Source organism: Parabacteroides sp. AF18-52, from assembly GCF_003479145.1.
GTDB lineage: Bacteria > Bacteroidota > Bacteroidia > Bacteroidales > Tannerellaceae > Parabacteroides > Parabacteroides faecis.
The window spans coordinates 175,188-191,249 of record NZ_QUGR01000004.1 but is presented as its reverse complement, the minus strand read 5'-3'; the positions used below and the strand labels follow the sequence as shown (position 1 = coordinate 191,249).

The following is a 16,062-nucleotide window of genomic DNA, read 5'->3' as shown; positions in this document are numbered from 1 at the left end:
TTCTAAATCAACCCCCTATTTAATGGGGTAGTCCTATAACCGGTTTGTAAAGAAATTATCCTATATTTGAAGAAAATTAATCTTTTATGCTTTTTATACTATGAATACAGAGAAAACTACTCCCGTCACCGCAATCGTACTGGGAGCCAGCGGACGAGGAAAATTGTACGGCGACTACTCACTGGAGCACCCGGACGACCTACGGATAACAGGTATAGCCGAATTAGTCGAACTACGGCGTAACATATACGGCGACAAATACCATGTCCCAAAGGAGAACCGTGTCGCCACCTGGGAAGAGCTGCTCAGCCGTCCCAAGTTTGCCGACGCCGTGATCATTGCCACCCCTGACCATCTGCACTATGCCCCCTGCATGAGCGCACTCGACCTGGGATACGATATCCTGCTCGAAAAACCGATTGCACAGACCGACGAAGAGTGTCGCCGTCTGGTGGCTTATGCCAGGGAGAAAGGTAAGATCGTAGGTCTTACCCATGTGCTCCGTTATTCGCCTTATTTCCTGATGCTGAAAGAAATGATCAGCGGCAAGGCGATCGGCGAGCTGGTCAGCATCCAGCATTTCGAGCCAGTAGAACATGTGCATATGTGCCATTCGTATGTACGCGGAAGCTGGCGCGATTCGGAAAAGAGCACGCCGCTGGTACTGGCGAAATCGAGCCACGACCTCGATATCCTGCACTGGATGATCGGCAAGCCCTGTAAGAAGGTAGTCGCCTTCGGTGAGCTGACGCACTTCAAAGCGGAGAATGCTCCGGAAAGTGCCCCGGCACGTTGTACCGACGGTTGTCCGGCAGAAGCGACCTGCCCCTACTCCGCCCTGAAGATTTATCACCGCGACCGTACCTGGCTCTATGTGTTCGACCTTCCGGAAGACCCGGACAAACAGGGTGACGTCATCCTGGAGAACCTGCAGACGGGCCCGTACGGCAAATGCGTTTACCACTGCCAAAACAACCAGCCGGATCATTATATGATGTTGATGGAGTTTGAAGGAGGCGTTACGGTCAACTTCTCGATCGAGGCTTTCACCTCCTATGGCGGACGCCGCACCCGTATCATGGGGACACGGGGCGATATCGTCGGCGATATGGAAGAGTTCACCCATACCGATTTCGCCACCGGCCTGTCCAAAACATACAACGCCAACGCTGAAGATGCCCTCAACTACGAAGGTGTCGGCCACGGAGGAGGCGATGCCGGCATGATCCGCGATTGGATAGAGGCCATCCGCCGCCAGGATGCCAGCCTGATGAGCACACCGCTCGACGAGTCGCTGGAAAGCCACCTGATAGCGTTTGCAGCCGAAAGAAGTAGGAAGGAGGGAAAAGTGGTAACTCTCCCAAACCCTTAGGCAAGAGTCTCTAGCAGATCAATTTATATCCGATCCCCCGTACATTCAATAGTTTGATACGGGGGTCTTTTTCCAGTTTATGCCGGAGTTTGGTGATGAAGACATGCAAGCTGCGGGTATTGTAAAAACTGTCATTTCCCCACAGTTCAAGTAGAATATCCTTGGTATTGACCGGAAAATTACCGCTCTCGCAAAGCAACCGGAGCAACTCCGACTCTTTGAAGGAAAGCTCGACTGATTCACCCCCTGCCTCCAAGGTCTGTGTAGACGGATAAAACGTGTACAACCCGATTTCGTGATACGCAACGGCGATAGGCTCAGCCTTGCTTTTGACGATCAAGGCCTTCACACGGACAATCAGTTCGCGCAGGCTGAAAGGCTTCCGCAGGTAATCGTTCGCCCCCAGTTCGAACCCTTGCACGATATCGTCTACCGACGAGCGGGCACTGAGGAACAGGACGGGCACCTCCTTATCCATCCGACGGATGCGGCGCACCATCTCGAAACCATCCACCTCCGGCATCATCACATCGGCAATGATCAGTGCCGGATGCTCTTTAAAATAATGCTCTATCCCATCCAGTCCGTCACGTGCTACCGCCACTTCATAGCCTTCCTCCTCCAATGCGTCTTTGACGATCATGGCCAGGGAGATTTCGTCTTCTACTAATAAAATATCCATAAGCTTGGGGTTATTGCGGTAATGTAACTATAAAACAGGAACCCTGGCCGGACACGCTCTCTACGGTGACCGTCCCGCCATGCTTCTCCACCATTGTCTTCACGTAAAAGAGTCCGATGCCGTAGCCCTTCACCTGCGAATGGCGGCTGGAAGGTAACCGGTAGAACTTATCGAAGAGATGCCGGCGGTACTCTTCGGGAATACCGGGGCCGTTGTCCTGCACACGCAGCTGCACCTTTCCTCCGGCAGCCTCCGCCCGTATCGTTATCTCCGGTTCCTTGTCCGCATATTTGACGGCATTATCCACCAGGTTGCTGATGATACTGTACAAATGTACGCGGTCGGCTTTCAGGGTTATTTCCTCCGGGACAGACTCCACGCGGATGCGGAAAGGGCGTGACGACTTGATCTTCTGCTGTTCCAGAATCTTGCCGATCAGAGCATTCAACGAGATATCCTCCATCACCAGACGGATCTCTTTCCGTTTTTCCAGGCTAAGGGTCAGGATCTGTTCGACCATTCCGCCCAGCCGCTCCAGTTCCTCATGGCAGAGGTGGAGGTATTTGTCGGCCTTCTCCCTATTTCCCAGGAGGTTATAATGGATGATCGACTCGATAGCGGCATAGGATATGGCAATGGGGGTCTTCAACTCGTGCGTCACGTTATGGGTGAAATCGTCTTTCAGTTGCTCCACCGTCTTCTGGTGGAGCAGGAACCAGATCATGTAGGCGAACGACAATACCAGGATCAACAGGATCAGGAACGAAGAGACCAGGATACCCGTCATTCCCGCCAGCGAAGCCAGCCGAGTCGGTTCCACATAGACATAATAGGCTTTCGGATGATAGGTGGTATACTCCCAGGTATAACGGTCGTAATGCGCCGGGTCTTCCCCAGTGGGGACGGAAGAGGTGACCACCGTACTGTCGGTAAGCGACCGTATCTCCGTGAAATGGCGGAGGTGCAGGTTTTTCTCCCGGAGACCGACCGTCAGCAGGCTGTCGAACTTCGCCAGGTCGACGGGAAAGATCGTATCGATCACCTCGTGGAGGCTGCGTTGCATCTGCAACCCCAGCCGACCCAGTGAACTAAAATCATCGCCTACCCTGACTTTGCCGCTTTCGAGTACTTTCTTCATCTCGGCATCCACCTCGGGCATAAGAGGGAGTCCGGCTTCTTTCTCGACGATCCGGACGGTCGCCGGCACCGAGTCTTTACTCCGGAAACGGGTGGTCAGGGCGATACCTCCCCGGTCGTCGGCCTGCGAGAAGGTCTCCCGCCGCTTGTTCGCTAACCGGCTGATAGTATCGGCACGGCTGAACAGTTCGATATGGTCGGCATTGCGGATTGCTTCGATGATATATTCCCTGTTCTGCTGCTGGTGGGAATGGTACAGCCGGTTGATCCAGAACAACTGGTAGGCGAATATCCCGGATAACGACACGATCACCAGTGCAATGATATATTTCATGGATGATTTCATGCAAACAAATATAGGGATTCTCCGGCTTGCTGCCTGCCGCTTTAAACCAAAATAACACAGTTTCGGACGAATGTTATTTAGTCTTACCAAATGCAGGCGTTTTTTGGAACTGTTCAGGGCCCTTTCTACCTTTCGTATAAAAATCACGAAAAGCACAAGAACATGAAAAGAATCTATTACCTGTTATTGATAGCCAGCCTGCTCCCACTACCCGCCCCGTTATCGGCACAAAAGCAGACTGACGGCAAAGGTACGATCCTGGTGAACGACAGCATCACACTGGAACTGCCGGAGATATTCGTCAAAGCCGAACGCCCACTGGTGAAGATGACCGAAGGAAAACTCCAGTACGACATTCCCAACCTGATGAAAAGCAAACCGGTGGACAATGCGTTCGATGTCCTGGGTGAACTGCCGGGCGTAGAAAAGAAAGGCGACAATATCTCGCTGCTCGGAACATCGGGCACGACGATCATCATCAACGGCCGGAAAAGCAGCATGACGCCGGAGCAGCTGGCCGACATGCTGAAGTCGACCTCTTCCGATAAGGTGAAAAAGGTGGAAGTGATGTACAGTACTCCGCCACAATACGGTGTACAGGGTGCCTCCATCAACCTGGTCATCGAGAACGACAAGAGCCTGAAAGATATCCTGAAAGGGGAAGTGTCGCTGACGGGGGAACAGGGGTATTATTTCTCACCTTCGGGACGGATGAACCTGTCGTACACGGGAAAGAAATATACGACGGACTTCTCCTACTCGGCGGGCTACCGGCACAGCCGCTCGACGGAAGATATGCATGCGGAACCGACCGTCGACGGACAGAGGTACGATATCCTGCAAAAGAACTGGTCGGAGAACAAAAGCATCGCCCACAACCTGCGGGGTGCTTTCGAATATGACTTCGACAACAAGGACAAACTCTCGGCTTCCTACACGGGACGGTATGTACAGGACGGACCCGCTTCCCACCGGGGAGGACGGACGGAGTTCACAGGCATCGAAACGGTAAACACCGCCAGCCGGACGACCGGACCGACCTCCCTCCACTGTGCACGTATCGATTACAACGGTCATAAGAACCTGAACGCGGGTATCGACTATACCTTCTACAAAGATAAATCGTTGCAGGAACTGGTCAACAATTTTGAAGACGACACCGACCAGGACAGGCGCAACGAAAGCCGCCAGCAGACGCAACGGGCCAATATCTACCTGAACCATTTCGTCGTTACCGCGAACAAATGGAAACTGTCCTACGGGCTGGAGGCTTCGTTGTCGGGGACGGACAACAAGGCGGAAGCGCTACTCAACAATACGGAAGAACGCGAAGGGACATTCGACCTGACGCAGAGGGAACATTCGGTCGGCGCTTTCGGCGGTTTCTCGCGTTCGTTCGGGAAGAAGCTGACACTGGATGCTTCGCTGACCGTCCGGTATTACAAGGCTTCGATCGACTCGGCCGGAAAGAAAAATACGTTATGGGACAGGGCGGACCTCTTCCCTGCCCTGTCGCTCGTTTACCGGATCGATCCTGCCAACATGTTGCAGTTCTCCTTATCGAGCAACCGGAAATATCCTTCTTATTGGGCGACTACGCCGAATACTTATTATATGAATGTTTACAGCGTAATCAAAGGCAATCCGGAACTGAAACCGGAGTTGAATTATTCGGTGCAACTGACCTATATCCTCAAAAACAAGTATGTGTTGGGAGCCTTCGCCAATTTCCAGCCGGATAAGATACAACAGATGTCGTACCAGTCGCCCGACCGCCTGCAATCGGTCTTCCATACGATCAACCTGGATACGCACAATATGTTCGGACTGATGGCGATCGTTCCTTTCCGTGCCGGCGAGGTGCTTAGTTCGCGGCTGACACTGATGGGCTTCGGTATCCACGACAAAGGGACGCTGGTCGATGTCCGTTTCGACCGGAAGAAGCTCTTCGGGCGGGCCATGCTGACTAACACGATCTTCCTGACCCGCGACAAAAACCTCTCCCTCGACCTCACGGGCTATTACTGTACGAAGGTGATACAGGGCCTTTACGATATCGACCCGCTCTACAGCCTGGATGCCGCCCTGGTATGGACGCTTCCCAAACAGAAGCTTCGCCTGACCATCAAAGGCAACGACCTATTGAACAGCCAAAAGCCGCTCACCCACATCGACCAGCAGGGTCAGAAGAGCCGCATGGAACTGTTCCAGGACAACCGTTCGATCTTGCTGACAATCCGTTACAGCTTCGGCGGCTACAAGGAGAAGAAGGTAAAGGCGGTAGATACGTCACGGTTCGGAACGTAAAAACGTTTACTCCGGCATTACATAATAAGGTATCCCTTGAGTTATATCGATGACCATTTTTGCATTAGCTATATGGATCTTCCGGGGTTCCTGCAAACCTTCGGCCGTCACCTTATAGACGGTCGCCGATTTGGGGTTGCCCCATAAATAAGGGATATCGAAAGAGGTCTTGCCATTCGTGTCCCGGCTGTAGACGATCACACCTTCGTCGTCACGCCATACGGCCGGGATGCAGAGGGTGTTTTTATTACGCAGGATACGGTCTTTTTGCCGGACTGTGCTGTCGGAAAGCGAAACGCTGACCTGGTCGCTGAACAGGGAGATACGGTTTTTCCCCTCTCCTTCCACAGAAAGGCGCTTCAGACTGTTCAGATAAAAATATTGCGGACATTTCAACATGAAGTCTTCGGAGAGAAGAGGTTGCCAGGAATAATTCTCTGCTATCTTCCAGATGGGCTCGCCATAACTGGAAGTGCCGAAAAGAAATCCCAGGTCATGGTCGTTGCTGCGGATATCCGGGTTAAGGCCCGTGCCGGTATAGACATTGGCGGGGATACGCAGGTAATCGTCCTGGGTAGCTGCATTAAAATGCCAGGCGTAAGGAACGCAGCCGACCATGTAATCCATCATCCATTCGCTGGTGATGTCCAGCCCCTTGGCCTGCCAGTATGCAGCGGCTTTCTTCTGATATTCAGCCTCTACGATGACCGTTTCGTTATGTCCTTCGCTCGGACGTGCAATCCAGGCATCGGCATGGATCGTACCACTATCCTCCAATTCGGGCAGCAAAGCCAGCAGGCGGTCGATACGCATCTGGGTATAGCCGGACTCCCACTCGTTGCGGTAGTTGATCTGGTAGGCATTGCGACCGTTATATACGCCGATCACTTTCAGGCTGCCGTCGGCATTCTTCGAGATCAGGTCGTTTGCTACGTATTCAGGCCATAAAGGGCTGTCGTCGTAGGCATCGGTCATATTGATATGCAAGCTTACGACCGTATTATATTTCCGTGCTTCACGCATCAGCCAGCGCAGGCTCTCACGGGCGGAGGTATCGGCTTCCCTTTTCAGATGCTCGTTCACTTCAAAGAAGGCAGGATATTTATCGTCATGCCCGTTATATTGCCAGCCAACCAGATAAACGATCTTCGGCACACCCAGCGAAAGGTTATCCGACTGGCGGATCATTTCCAGTGCTTGCTCAAAAGTGAGGCGCACTATACAATCGCCGCGCTCGTCGAGTGAAGCCAACGCCATTTTCGTCACCCATGTCTGCGAGTAATCATGGTTGAACTGTGCCCGTACCAAAGAGGTACAGGCATACAGACAAATAAAAAGTACTAACAATCTTTTCATGTTTATTTTCATATTATTTTAATCAGTTTATCTGGTAAGCGACTGTCCTGCCGGAACGATCGAAACAGCCTCTCCTTTCCCTAACGCCAGCTTGAGAAGTCCGTTGTCCACAGGTATTGCCGATAGTTTCCGTGCCGGTTCGTTCATGGAGATGGAATAAACATCTACGGCACCGACCTTCTCCCACCCTTCCGGCATCAGCCAGCTATGGCTTTCGTATCCGTCGCCGGAATAGGCGATGATCTCGTTGTCGTTCCAAAGTGCCGGAACGAACAGGTTGTCGTTCTCACGCAGGATGAAATCGCCTTTACGGATGATGTTCTTTCCGTCTTCCACACGGGCAACGACTCCCTCACTGTAATACAGGGCCTCATCGACAAAGGCAACCCGCTCCAGGCGGCTCAGGTAATACCAGGGCAATGTCATGGTACAGAACTGGGACAGGAAGCCGGGTAGATTGGCCAGATCTTTCTGGAAAATCTCCTCTCCCTGCATGCTGGAACCGAAACGGAAATCGCCCTGCCCTTCCCGGTGGGTACGCCCCCTTGCCGACAGACGTTCGGGAATCTCCATCTGGAAGTTCTTATCGTCCGGGAACCACCACGACATCGGTTGAAGACCGACAAAGCCTTCGCCGGCAGGATGAGCCCAGAAAATGCCCTCTCCCGTCACGTCGAAGCCCTTTTCCCGCCAGTATTTGAATATCTTCCGTTGTGTTTCCACCTCTTTGTAGATGTCGATGCCTCCGTTTTCGGGCTTGGCATGCCAGGGGCTAAGCGGACGGTTCTCCGGTTGCCAGTACGCCATAAAGGCGTCGATATGGATGGTATGGCCGTCTTTCAGTTCGGGAATCATGTCGATCAGATGGTCGATACGGGGTTTGGCAAAGCCTTTCTCCCACTCTTTCGTATAGCTCAGATGATAAGCTTTATGGCCTTTGACGTATTCCCAGATAGATTTCAGATTGCCGTTGGCATCGCGGGCGATAATATCGTTCTTGATGTAGGTATCCCACAGGGGGCTTTCCTCAAAAGCATCGACCATATTGATGTGCAGGCTGATCGTTGTGTTATAGGCACGCGCTTCACGGATCAGCCAGCGGAGGCTTTCAAGGGCGGTGGCATCTTCTTCCCGTTTCAGCTTGGGGTTGACGATACTCCAGTCAGGATAGAGATGGTCGTGACCACCCCGTTGCCAACCGACCAGGTAGATGATCTTGGGAATACCGCGTGTCAGATTATCCACTCGTTTCACGACATCGAGCGCGTGGCCGAATGTACAAAGGCGGGACGGGTCTTCATGCTGGAAAATCACGTTGTTCGGATCGGGTTCGTTCAATTCGCCGTCATACCCCATAAAGAGTTTCAATACCAGTGTCTGGTGATAGTCGCGGTAATACGGAGCGACAACGACTCTCTTCTTCGCCTGGTAAGTCGCACCGTCTTTCTGGTAGACGGCAGTCACTTCTGCCAGTCCGCCGTCCTTCGGGATCAACTGATCGCCGGATAAAGCGATAACCTCGACATTTCCGCTGGCACTGACCGTACGTACGGACAAAGCAATATCGGACAAAGGAAGATCGGTGGTCTTTCCATTGGAATAACGACCGGTAACATGAAGAGTTCCCCGTTCACCCGGATTACGGACAGGGTTCAGGGTTTCCTTATCCAGCCGGATAGTAATCTCCTCCAGTTTGTTCTGCATACTACAGGACAGACAGAACAGGGTTGTTAGAATATAGAAAAGTGTTTTCATAAAATAATTTGTTTACACAGAGTAATATGATAAAAGAGAAAAAGGTGAGTCTAAATTTCAGATACAATGATCAGCCATCCGTGTTTCGGATCGACCGGGATCAGATCGGCTGGCGTAAACTCCTGTGCTTCCTGAAAGTCGGTAACAGCCGGAGCCTGCATACGGACAGACGACGGATTCAGACCTAATTGCTTCCAGTCGATATTCAGTTTAACCTGCTTCTTTGCTCCGGAATAGTTACCGATCGAGAGAAGCGTTTTGCCTTTATTCACGTACGCCGTTACTTTCACCTCTTTATCCGAAGTGGTTACAGCTGGATTCTTTTCCCAGAAACCGATCATCTGTGCATCCATGATCCCGAAGTCATCCCATAACCTCCAGATATATTGAGGATCGCAGGATACCCCTTCCGTCAGCCAGGGTTGACGAACGGTCATGCCGTACTGCATGCCCAGCCATTTATTACCGCCGCCATGCAACATATCCCCCATCAGACCGAACGGGATACCGGAGACTTCCACCAGCCAGTTTGCCGGAGACATCTCGTCATACATAAAGCTTTCGCCGAACCAAACCTTATCCACATAAGGGAAATATTCCGCATACTGGGTAGCCGGTCCGCGTGAGAAACCAGTATTTGAATGCAGGTCGATGATACAACCCGGCTTCACTTCTTCCATCGCATGACGCATCCGTTTCAGCATATCGCGACCGAAAGCGACATCATCCAGGTACAGCCCGTCGATACCGGTATGCTCCACCAGCCAGGCTAGTCCTTCCACATAATAATTATACCAGCGGGAATCGCCCGTTGCTGTCAGGACGGAAGCATCGGCTGCCACGCCCAGCTGCTGATCTTCCAGATGCTGATACCATTGAGGAGTATAATCGGTTACATAATGCTCCCGGCACCAGGGGAAACCGCCACCGTTACCACCTTGCAGTATCTCGTCTCCCAGACTGCGTAAGGCCCATATCTCAGGGACTACATTCGTCAGTTCACGAATCGTATAATAAAGTTTCACCTTACAACCTTTGCCGTGCCATTCATCCACAAAGTCTTTTATCTTGTCGGCCGTAATGAACGGATAGTTGATGAACGGGTTCAGCGCGTTGGCATGGTGTACGTTGATGATCTTAATACCGGCGTCGAGGTTCTCCTGTCCCGGGGTAGGTGCTCCGCCGTTATGGTAATAACGGTCGGTAAACTGGCTATGGCTATTCACTTTCTTTACCGGGGTGATCAATAAGGCAAAATCGAACGTCAGGTTCTCGCCGGCTTTGAGGGTACGCTCGCCGCTGTATGCAGTAGCCGTTGTCCGGTTTCCGCTACGGTTGATGCGGAAACCACCCTTGCCGTTGTTATACCAGCTTTCGGGATAAGCAGGACGATAGAGGTTCAGCAAAGGGCCGGTATAACTCGCTCCGCGTAATTCGCAATGAATACCGGCTTTTTCGGAACCACACCAGAAACTGTCGAAAGGCCATAACCAGGAAGTACTTTTGGAGGTAGGGATAGATACGGCGTAATCATGTACCGTCTTTCCCTGTGTCTCCCAGCCTCCGGAATAGTTAGCAGGGGTCTCCTGTCCGGGTAGGCCCAATCCCATAAAATAAGGGGCTGCTTCGCTTTTCATCGGTATCTCCAGCCGGATATCTTCGATCTGTAAATCCTTTTTGGGAATGACGGAATAAACGTAGTTGATCCAGCCGTCAAACTCCATCGTACCGTTGCAGGTCAGTGTCAGATCATCGTCTTCAGCTTTCCAGCTACCCGACATTTTTCCTTCGGATTGCCCGGTCAAGTCAACAGTTCCGTTCAGTTTCTTTTCTCCCGAAGAAGTACGGATGATAAAGCGTACGGGAGAAGCCAGCAGTTCATGCCCCCAAGAGTCGACAGAGGCCGGCAGGGCGGTCTGCATATCGAGCGATACCGTACGCCCCAGACAGGAAATACGATTGTCGGACAGAGACATATCGGTATATCCCTCTGTCGGTTTGTCACTGATTCCTCGGGTAGAATTAAGCCAGCGCAGGCGGCTATGACGCCAGAGTTCGTTATCTCCGCGGTCTGCCAGCATTTTACCGGACACTTTCAATTCGATATCCACAGGGACAGCATATCCTGTTTCGTCTGAAACAACAATAACGCCTTTATAAGTACCGCCGGGTTGGTCTGCTTTCAGATCCACCCCGAACCACAACGGCTGGACCGCATCGGGTGCTACGCTCACCTTTTTGGTAAAAGGTTTTCCCAACGGATTCACTCCGTTTATATTAAAACAGGTAATAGCTTTCGCCGGGATCACATTGTTTCCGCTTTTTAGGCCGGATGTTTCATAAGTAATGCTTTTCAGTTCCTGGTTTCCCGCCCATATACCCAACTGGAACGCATAATATTCGTTAGGCATGGCAGCTCCTTTAAACAAAGAACGGTCCTGACCTTGTAGCCATTTGTAAGGTACGTCCGTTTTCATCCGCACAGGGTAAGAACGATCCTCCGGAAAGACCAGGAAACGGCCGGGATTGGCTTGCCTGTATTGCTCTTTCTCGCCTGCCGAGGCCGTTACTTCCATCGGGAAGAAACTATCGAACTGCGTACGCGATTCCACGCGGGTGATCGTAGCTTCCGGAAACTGTCCGGCAGAAGAGACGGACGATGTAGCAGACAGCCATTGCCGGTCAGGTGCTTCTTCCTTCGGATAGTATCCCCGGTGATAGTTCCCCCAGCCTTCCTGTACGCGGTAAGGCAGATAATAGAAGATATAAATTCCCTTCCTGCTGACGGGACCGAACAAGAGTTCACATTGTTCATTATCCACTTTCAGCCTTTGGATATTGGGGATCGTATCCCCTGTCTCCGCATCGATTATCAGAAAACAGCGATCCTCCACCTCTTTATCCGGACGCCGCCAGTCGAAAGAAAGTCTGACGGCATCGGCCGGGGCGGCAACGGTCAATACTGCACGGTGATTACCCAGAGCCTCGTCCCACGGAGTCTCTGCTACGGCATAAGAGTATGGAGCCTGAACGGTATTTCCACCACAGGAAAATCCGAGACAGGCAAATAAGATAGACAGTAATATATGTTTCATGTTATTAGAATTTTAATAGGCTAAAAACCTGATTTATGACATCCGGTAGAAGGAAACACAGAGACAGCCTCATCCGGTTCGAGCGACAGGCGGACAGATCCGTCAGTGCAGACCTCGCTGGTTTTATAAAAGATACCGGAAGACGTTATCTTATAAATATCCACGCTGTGTACGTCCGACCAGTCGGGTGGCAACTGCCAGGATTTACCGGAGTAGCCTTTTACGGAATAGGCCATATACTCACGACCGTCACGCCAGAGAACCGGTATAAAAAGATCGTCCTTATCCCTCAACAAACGTTTGTGATGAATGATAGTCGAATCCTTAAGCGAAGCGGTCAGGTCATCGTTATAATAAACGACACGATTCTCGCCTTTCCCTGTCAGTTTTTCCGGTTTGTAACGGTTCAGATAGACGTAAGGTAACGTTCCCGTATAAAACTGGTAACGGTATTTATCTATCCAGTTGACGTCAGGTAAAGAACCGTTTTCCAGATTACCGAAGCAATCTTCGCCACGTCCGCTCATACCGAAAAGGAAACCCAGCTGGAGCTGTTCTTTCGTCAGGTCCGGGAATTGTTTGGCAAAGAGATAAGATGCACCGCCGGTTGTCAGATAAGCGGGATATTTCATATAGTCTGCTTCGGTCGCTTCAAACCACAGATACCAGGGAGTCAGCCCGATGAACAGGTCTTTGCCTTCCCGCAAGCGGTTAAAACTTTCGTGAGTGACGTCGATACCTTTTCCCCTGAAATAACGGAATATTCTTCGCTGATAGCTCTCTTCCTCTTCCCACGAGATCTTTTTATACGGGTTGTCCCGCACGAAGAAAGCATCGATCATGATCGAACCGGCCTCCCCGATACAAGGCAGTAATTCCAGTAAGGCATCGATCCGCCTGACAGCATAGCCGCTCTCCCACTCGTTTTTATAACAGATCTGGTAGGCTTTACGGTTGTTCCATACGCCGATCTGCATCGGTGTCCCGTCGGTATTCCGGGAGATAAAACCCTTGGAGAGGTATTCATCCCAAAGCGGACTGTCATCATAAGCGTCCGTCATATTCACATGGACACTGATACAGGTACTATATTTCCTTGCCTCTTTAGCCAGCCAGAGCAAAGATTCCCGCCCGGTAGCATCGCATTCCCTTTTCAGTGCGTTATTCACTTCAAACCAGGCCGGATATTTATCGTCGTGCCCGTTATATTGCCATCCTACCAGGTAGAGCGTCTTCGGGAGTCCCCGTGTGACAGCATCCATCTGTTTTACCAGGGACAGGACCTGTTCAAAGGTATAACAAATAACCGGATTGCCTTTCTCATCCGGATAAGACAACATGATCTTCATCAGCTGCATCTGATGATAGGCATGCATATAAGGCTGTTCGGGACACATCGTTTTCGTCCAGTCATATTTCTCTCCGGAGATATTCCGCCACGATTCCGGGGAAGTGCCCTGGGAGAATAAAGAATGCGTGGCCAACAAAAAGGCTAAACACAATAATCCGAAATGAGTTTTCTTCTTCATATTCATTCTACATTAGTTGATAGAGAAAAGGCTGTCCGTCCCCATACAGGTAGCGGACAGCCTCAGGATTTCAGATCTAAGGGTATAAATATAGTTACTTATTCAATGCAGTAACCTGGATTGTCCAATCTTTTTTCGTACCGTTGGCAGCTGTCACCAGATACCTGCGTGTGGCAGAAAAATCACCGGGTGTACCTAATGTCGGGGCACCGTCCTGCGGAGCAATAACTGCCGCAGTGGAAAGGTTGAACTTTCCGACCAGGTTAGTCAGGGTAACCGTATTACGGATCGCTTCCGTAAAAGGACCGTCGGCTGGAGGTACCGTGACCGTACAGGTGATCGTACCGGTTTCGGCGTTGATAACCTTATCGGATACAGTCAGAGTGACTACTTTCACGATCGGTTCTCCGTTGATCCATTCATCTGTCGGATCTTTATAACGAAAGTCGAACTTCACATCCGTGATATTGGCCTCTTCAAAAGCAGGCAGATCATCCAGGTTGCCTTTCAGACAGGAAGAACATACCAGGACAAACATTAACAACAGACTACTCTTCATCAGTTTTATCATATTCTTTTTCATACTTCATTTGTATTAATGATTAATCATCTATTACCAACCCGGATTCTGAGGACCTAAATTAGCGTTACGGTCGATCTGTCCTTGTGGGATAGGAAGGAGATAACGACGGTCTTCACGGAACTCGCGGATATCATTGTCACCATGAGTCACCTTACCAACATAGAATGATTTACGGTCATTCTTAATTTCAACATAAGTCGGTATTTCTGTAAATCCGGCAATCTTACCACCCGGTGCCACACCGTTATTGGCATATCCTCCGTGTTTACCCCAACGTAGCAGGGTCCAGTAATAATCGTTTTCCATCGTCAACTCACAACGGCGTTCCTGTTTGTAGAACTTCCAGGCCTCTTCCAGGCTATTCACCTGTTTAGCCGGTAATTTACCATGAACGGTACGGGTCTGGTTGCAGATAGCTACAGCATCGGCATAGTTGCCCTCTCCCATTCCTGCCAGCCACAAGATGGCCTCGGCTTTGTTCAGCAGGACGCGACCATAACGAGTTACCACATAATGGTAATTAGTCGGGGTTCCGGCCAGAACACGAGGTTCCACATTATACACGCCTTTACGCCAGTAATAATTGGTCAATCCCATATGAGGCCCTAAACCACCGTTCACCTTACGCCACAAGTTACCATTCACAGTCAAATGGATATCTTCATTCCACCAGGTCGTCCCATCGTACACGAAAGTATCATAGAAACGGGCATCACGGTTGCTATACATAAGCTCGTTGATAAGCTTATCACCTTTCGTATTTCCATAAAACAATACTTCTGCCTTTTCCTGATCGATCGCCCAATCAGGAGCTGAACCCTGAACAAGCGTCACATTATTTTTGAACTGGGTCGATTCGTTCCAAACCACCCCCTGTCCGGTCGCTTCATCGATAACATCATAGCCATCCACCAAATTTTGTGTAGGAGCCCACCATAACCAACCGATAAAGGGTTGTCCGCCATTTGTCTGGAACAACGGACCACAGCCATTCTTTACAAGGTTGTCATTATTGGTATTAGGCATCACATTCTGTAACGGTGCTATGGCATCCGTATTCGTATTAGCTTTATCCCGGTAGATAGCAAAAATAATCTCACTGGAATAAGGATCTTTTTCATTGAAGATATTTCCGTAACTGGTTCCTAAAGAAGCACCTTCCACAGCATCAGCTGCAGCAATGGAGGCTTTCAGCCATTCCTTCTTTTTTGCAGCGTCCGCTTCGTAAGCGGCAGCCTGCAACGCTATTTCCGACTTAAAGGCATAAGCCATATTACGAGACAATTCCCCTGCTTTTACAGAAGTAGGTAAATCAGGAATAGCAGCATCCAGATCGTTCAAGATATAAGTATAACTTTCCGTTGTTGTTTTTGTAGTAGGCATCATCATTCCATTACTAGCCGTATCAGCCGGAGCCAATACGCGATCGACCCATACAAAACGTCCCATCGTACGAGCCTGACGGTAATAGAGCAATGCACGTAATAACTTGCCTTTCGCTATCAGATCTTTAGAATCTGCATCCGAAAGACCTTGCCCTGTATATTCAGTCGCTTTCTCGATAATCAGATTGCAACGGCGAATATTCCCGAAGTCCCCTAATCCTCCATCACCACTGTACCGGTCCATCTGTTCACGAACGAAACCTATTCCTCCGTTGGAATGAACAGCATTACCTGTACGTTCTTCCCAAGTTGTCTGGTTTCCGTTCACATAACCATACATCACATTACTTATCGTTCCCGTAACAAAAGCATCGGCTGTCGATTTAGATCCCCATACGGTTGCTTCATCATACGTTTCAAAGGGTTGAGTATCCAACACATTACAAGAAGCAACTCCCAGTAAAAGCGATAAGGATGCCAATGATACTATATTCTTTAGTTTCATAAGTCTATTC

At 50.4% G+C, this 16,062-nt stretch carries 10 protein-coding genes; 2 read left to right on the top strand and 8 right to left on the bottom strand.

The window, feature by feature from the left end:
* Positions 1-100: 100 nt before the first annotated feature.
* Entirely contained in the window at positions 101-1,372 is a 1,272-nt protein-coding gene (locus DWX23_RS09410) for a Gfo/Idh/MocA family protein (protein WP_122374289.1), read from the top strand.
* 10 nt (positions 1,373-1,382) lie between these two features.
* On the opposite strand, the gene DWX23_RS09405 is transcribed toward DWX23_RS09410, so the two are convergent.
* Positions 1,383-2,054 (bottom strand): response regulator transcription factor, encoded by a 672-nt coding sequence (locus DWX23_RS09405; RefSeq protein ID WP_122374288.1) that lies wholly within the window; start codon positions 2,052-2,054, stop codon positions 1,383-1,385.
* 10 nt (positions 2,055-2,064) lie between these two features.
* Positions 2,065-3,525, bottom strand: a complete 1,461-nt coding sequence (locus DWX23_RS09400) for a HAMP domain-containing sensor histidine kinase (RefSeq protein ID WP_233587560.1) — start codon at positions 3,523-3,525, stop codon at positions 2,065-2,067.
* A gap of 174 nt (positions 3,526-3,699) precedes the next feature.
* On the opposite strand from DWX23_RS09400, the gene DWX23_RS09395 reads away from it, so the two are divergent.
* The gene (locus tag DWX23_RS09395) at positions 3,700-5,844 is read left to right on the top strand and encodes an outer membrane beta-barrel protein (protein ID WP_122374286.1); all 2,145 of its coding nucleotides are present in this window, start codon (positions 3,700-3,702) and stop codon (positions 5,842-5,844) included.
* 6 nt (positions 5,845-5,850) lie between these two features.
* Here the strand turns inward: DWX23_RS09395 and DWX23_RS09390 are convergent, their stop codons facing one another.
* The 6 genes from DWX23_RS09390 to DWX23_RS09365 all read right to left on the bottom strand — a co-directional run bounded on the left by DWX23_RS09390 (position 5,851) and on the right by DWX23_RS09365 (position 16,052).
* Entirely contained in the window at positions 5,851-7,200 is a 1,350-nt protein-coding gene (locus DWX23_RS09390) for an endo-alpha-N-acetylgalactosaminidase family protein (protein ID WP_158607064.1), read from the bottom strand.
* A gap of 27 nt (positions 7,201-7,227) precedes the next feature.
* Positions 7,228-8,955, bottom strand: a complete 1,728-nt coding sequence (locus DWX23_RS09385; protein WP_122374284.1) for an endo-alpha-N-acetylgalactosaminidase family protein — start codon at positions 8,953-8,955, stop codon at positions 7,228-7,230.
* Positions 8,956-9,005: 50 nt separating this feature from the next.
* Positions 9,006-12,050 carry a glycoside hydrolase domain-containing protein gene (locus DWX23_RS09380; RefSeq protein WP_122374283.1) on the bottom strand — a complete coding sequence of 1,015 codons (3,045 nt, stop codon included), beginning with the start codon at positions 12,048-12,050 and terminating at the stop codon, positions 9,006-9,008.
* Positions 12,051-12,070: 20 nt separating this feature from the next.
* Positions 12,071-13,579, bottom strand: a complete 1,509-nt coding sequence (locus DWX23_RS09375) for an endo-alpha-N-acetylgalactosaminidase family protein (protein ID WP_122374416.1) — start codon at positions 13,577-13,579, stop codon at positions 12,071-12,073.
* A gap of 94 nt (positions 13,580-13,673) precedes the next feature.
* Entirely contained in the window at positions 13,674-14,162 is a 489-nt protein-coding gene (locus DWX23_RS09370) for a hypothetical protein (RefSeq protein WP_122374282.1), read from the bottom strand.
* Between the two features lie 30 nt (positions 14,163-14,192).
* Positions 14,193-16,052, bottom strand: a complete 1,860-nt coding sequence (locus DWX23_RS09365) for a RagB/SusD family nutrient uptake outer membrane protein (protein ID WP_122374281.1) — start codon at positions 16,050-16,052, stop codon at positions 14,193-14,195.
* Positions 16,053-16,062 lie beyond the last annotated feature (10 nt).

Bases quoted from the DNA above. Each gene is read 5' to 3' on its own strand.
- DWX23_RS09385 (WP_122374284.1), bottom strand. From the start codon at position 8,955: ATGAAAACACTTTTCTATATTCTAACAACCCTGTTCTGTCTGTCCTGT.
- DWX23_RS09375 (WP_122374416.1), bottom strand. From the start codon at position 13,579: ATGAAGAAGAAAACTCATTTCGGATTATTGTGTTTAGCCTTTTTGTTG.
- DWX23_RS09390 (WP_158607064.1), bottom strand. From the start codon at position 7,200: ATGAAAAGATTGTTAGTACTTTTTATTTGTCTGTATGCCTGTACCTCT.
- DWX23_RS09395 (WP_122374286.1), top strand. From the start codon at position 3,700: ATGAAAAGAATCTATTACCTGTTATTGATAGCCAGCCTGCTCCCACTA.
- DWX23_RS09365 (WP_122374281.1), bottom strand. From the start codon at position 16,052: ATGAAACTAAAGAATATAGTATCATTGGCATCCTTATCGCTTTTACTG.
- DWX23_RS09380 (WP_122374283.1), bottom strand. From the start codon at position 12,050: ATGAAACATATATTACTGTCTATCTTATTTGCCTGTCTCGGATTTTCC.
- DWX23_RS09370 (WP_122374282.1), bottom strand. From the start codon at position 14,162: ATGAAAAAGAATATGATAAAACTGATGAAGAGTAGTCTGTTGTTAATG.
- DWX23_RS09410 (WP_122374289.1), top strand. From the start codon at position 101: ATGAATACAGAGAAAACTACTCCCGTCACCGCAATCGTACTGGGAGCC.
- DWX23_RS09400 (WP_233587560.1), bottom strand. From the start codon at position 3,525: ATGAAATATATCATTGCACTGGTGATCGTGTCGTTATCCGGGATATTC.
- DWX23_RS09405 (WP_122374288.1), bottom strand. From the start codon at position 2,054: ATGGATATTTTATTAGTAGAAGACGAAATCTCCCTGGCCATGATCGTC.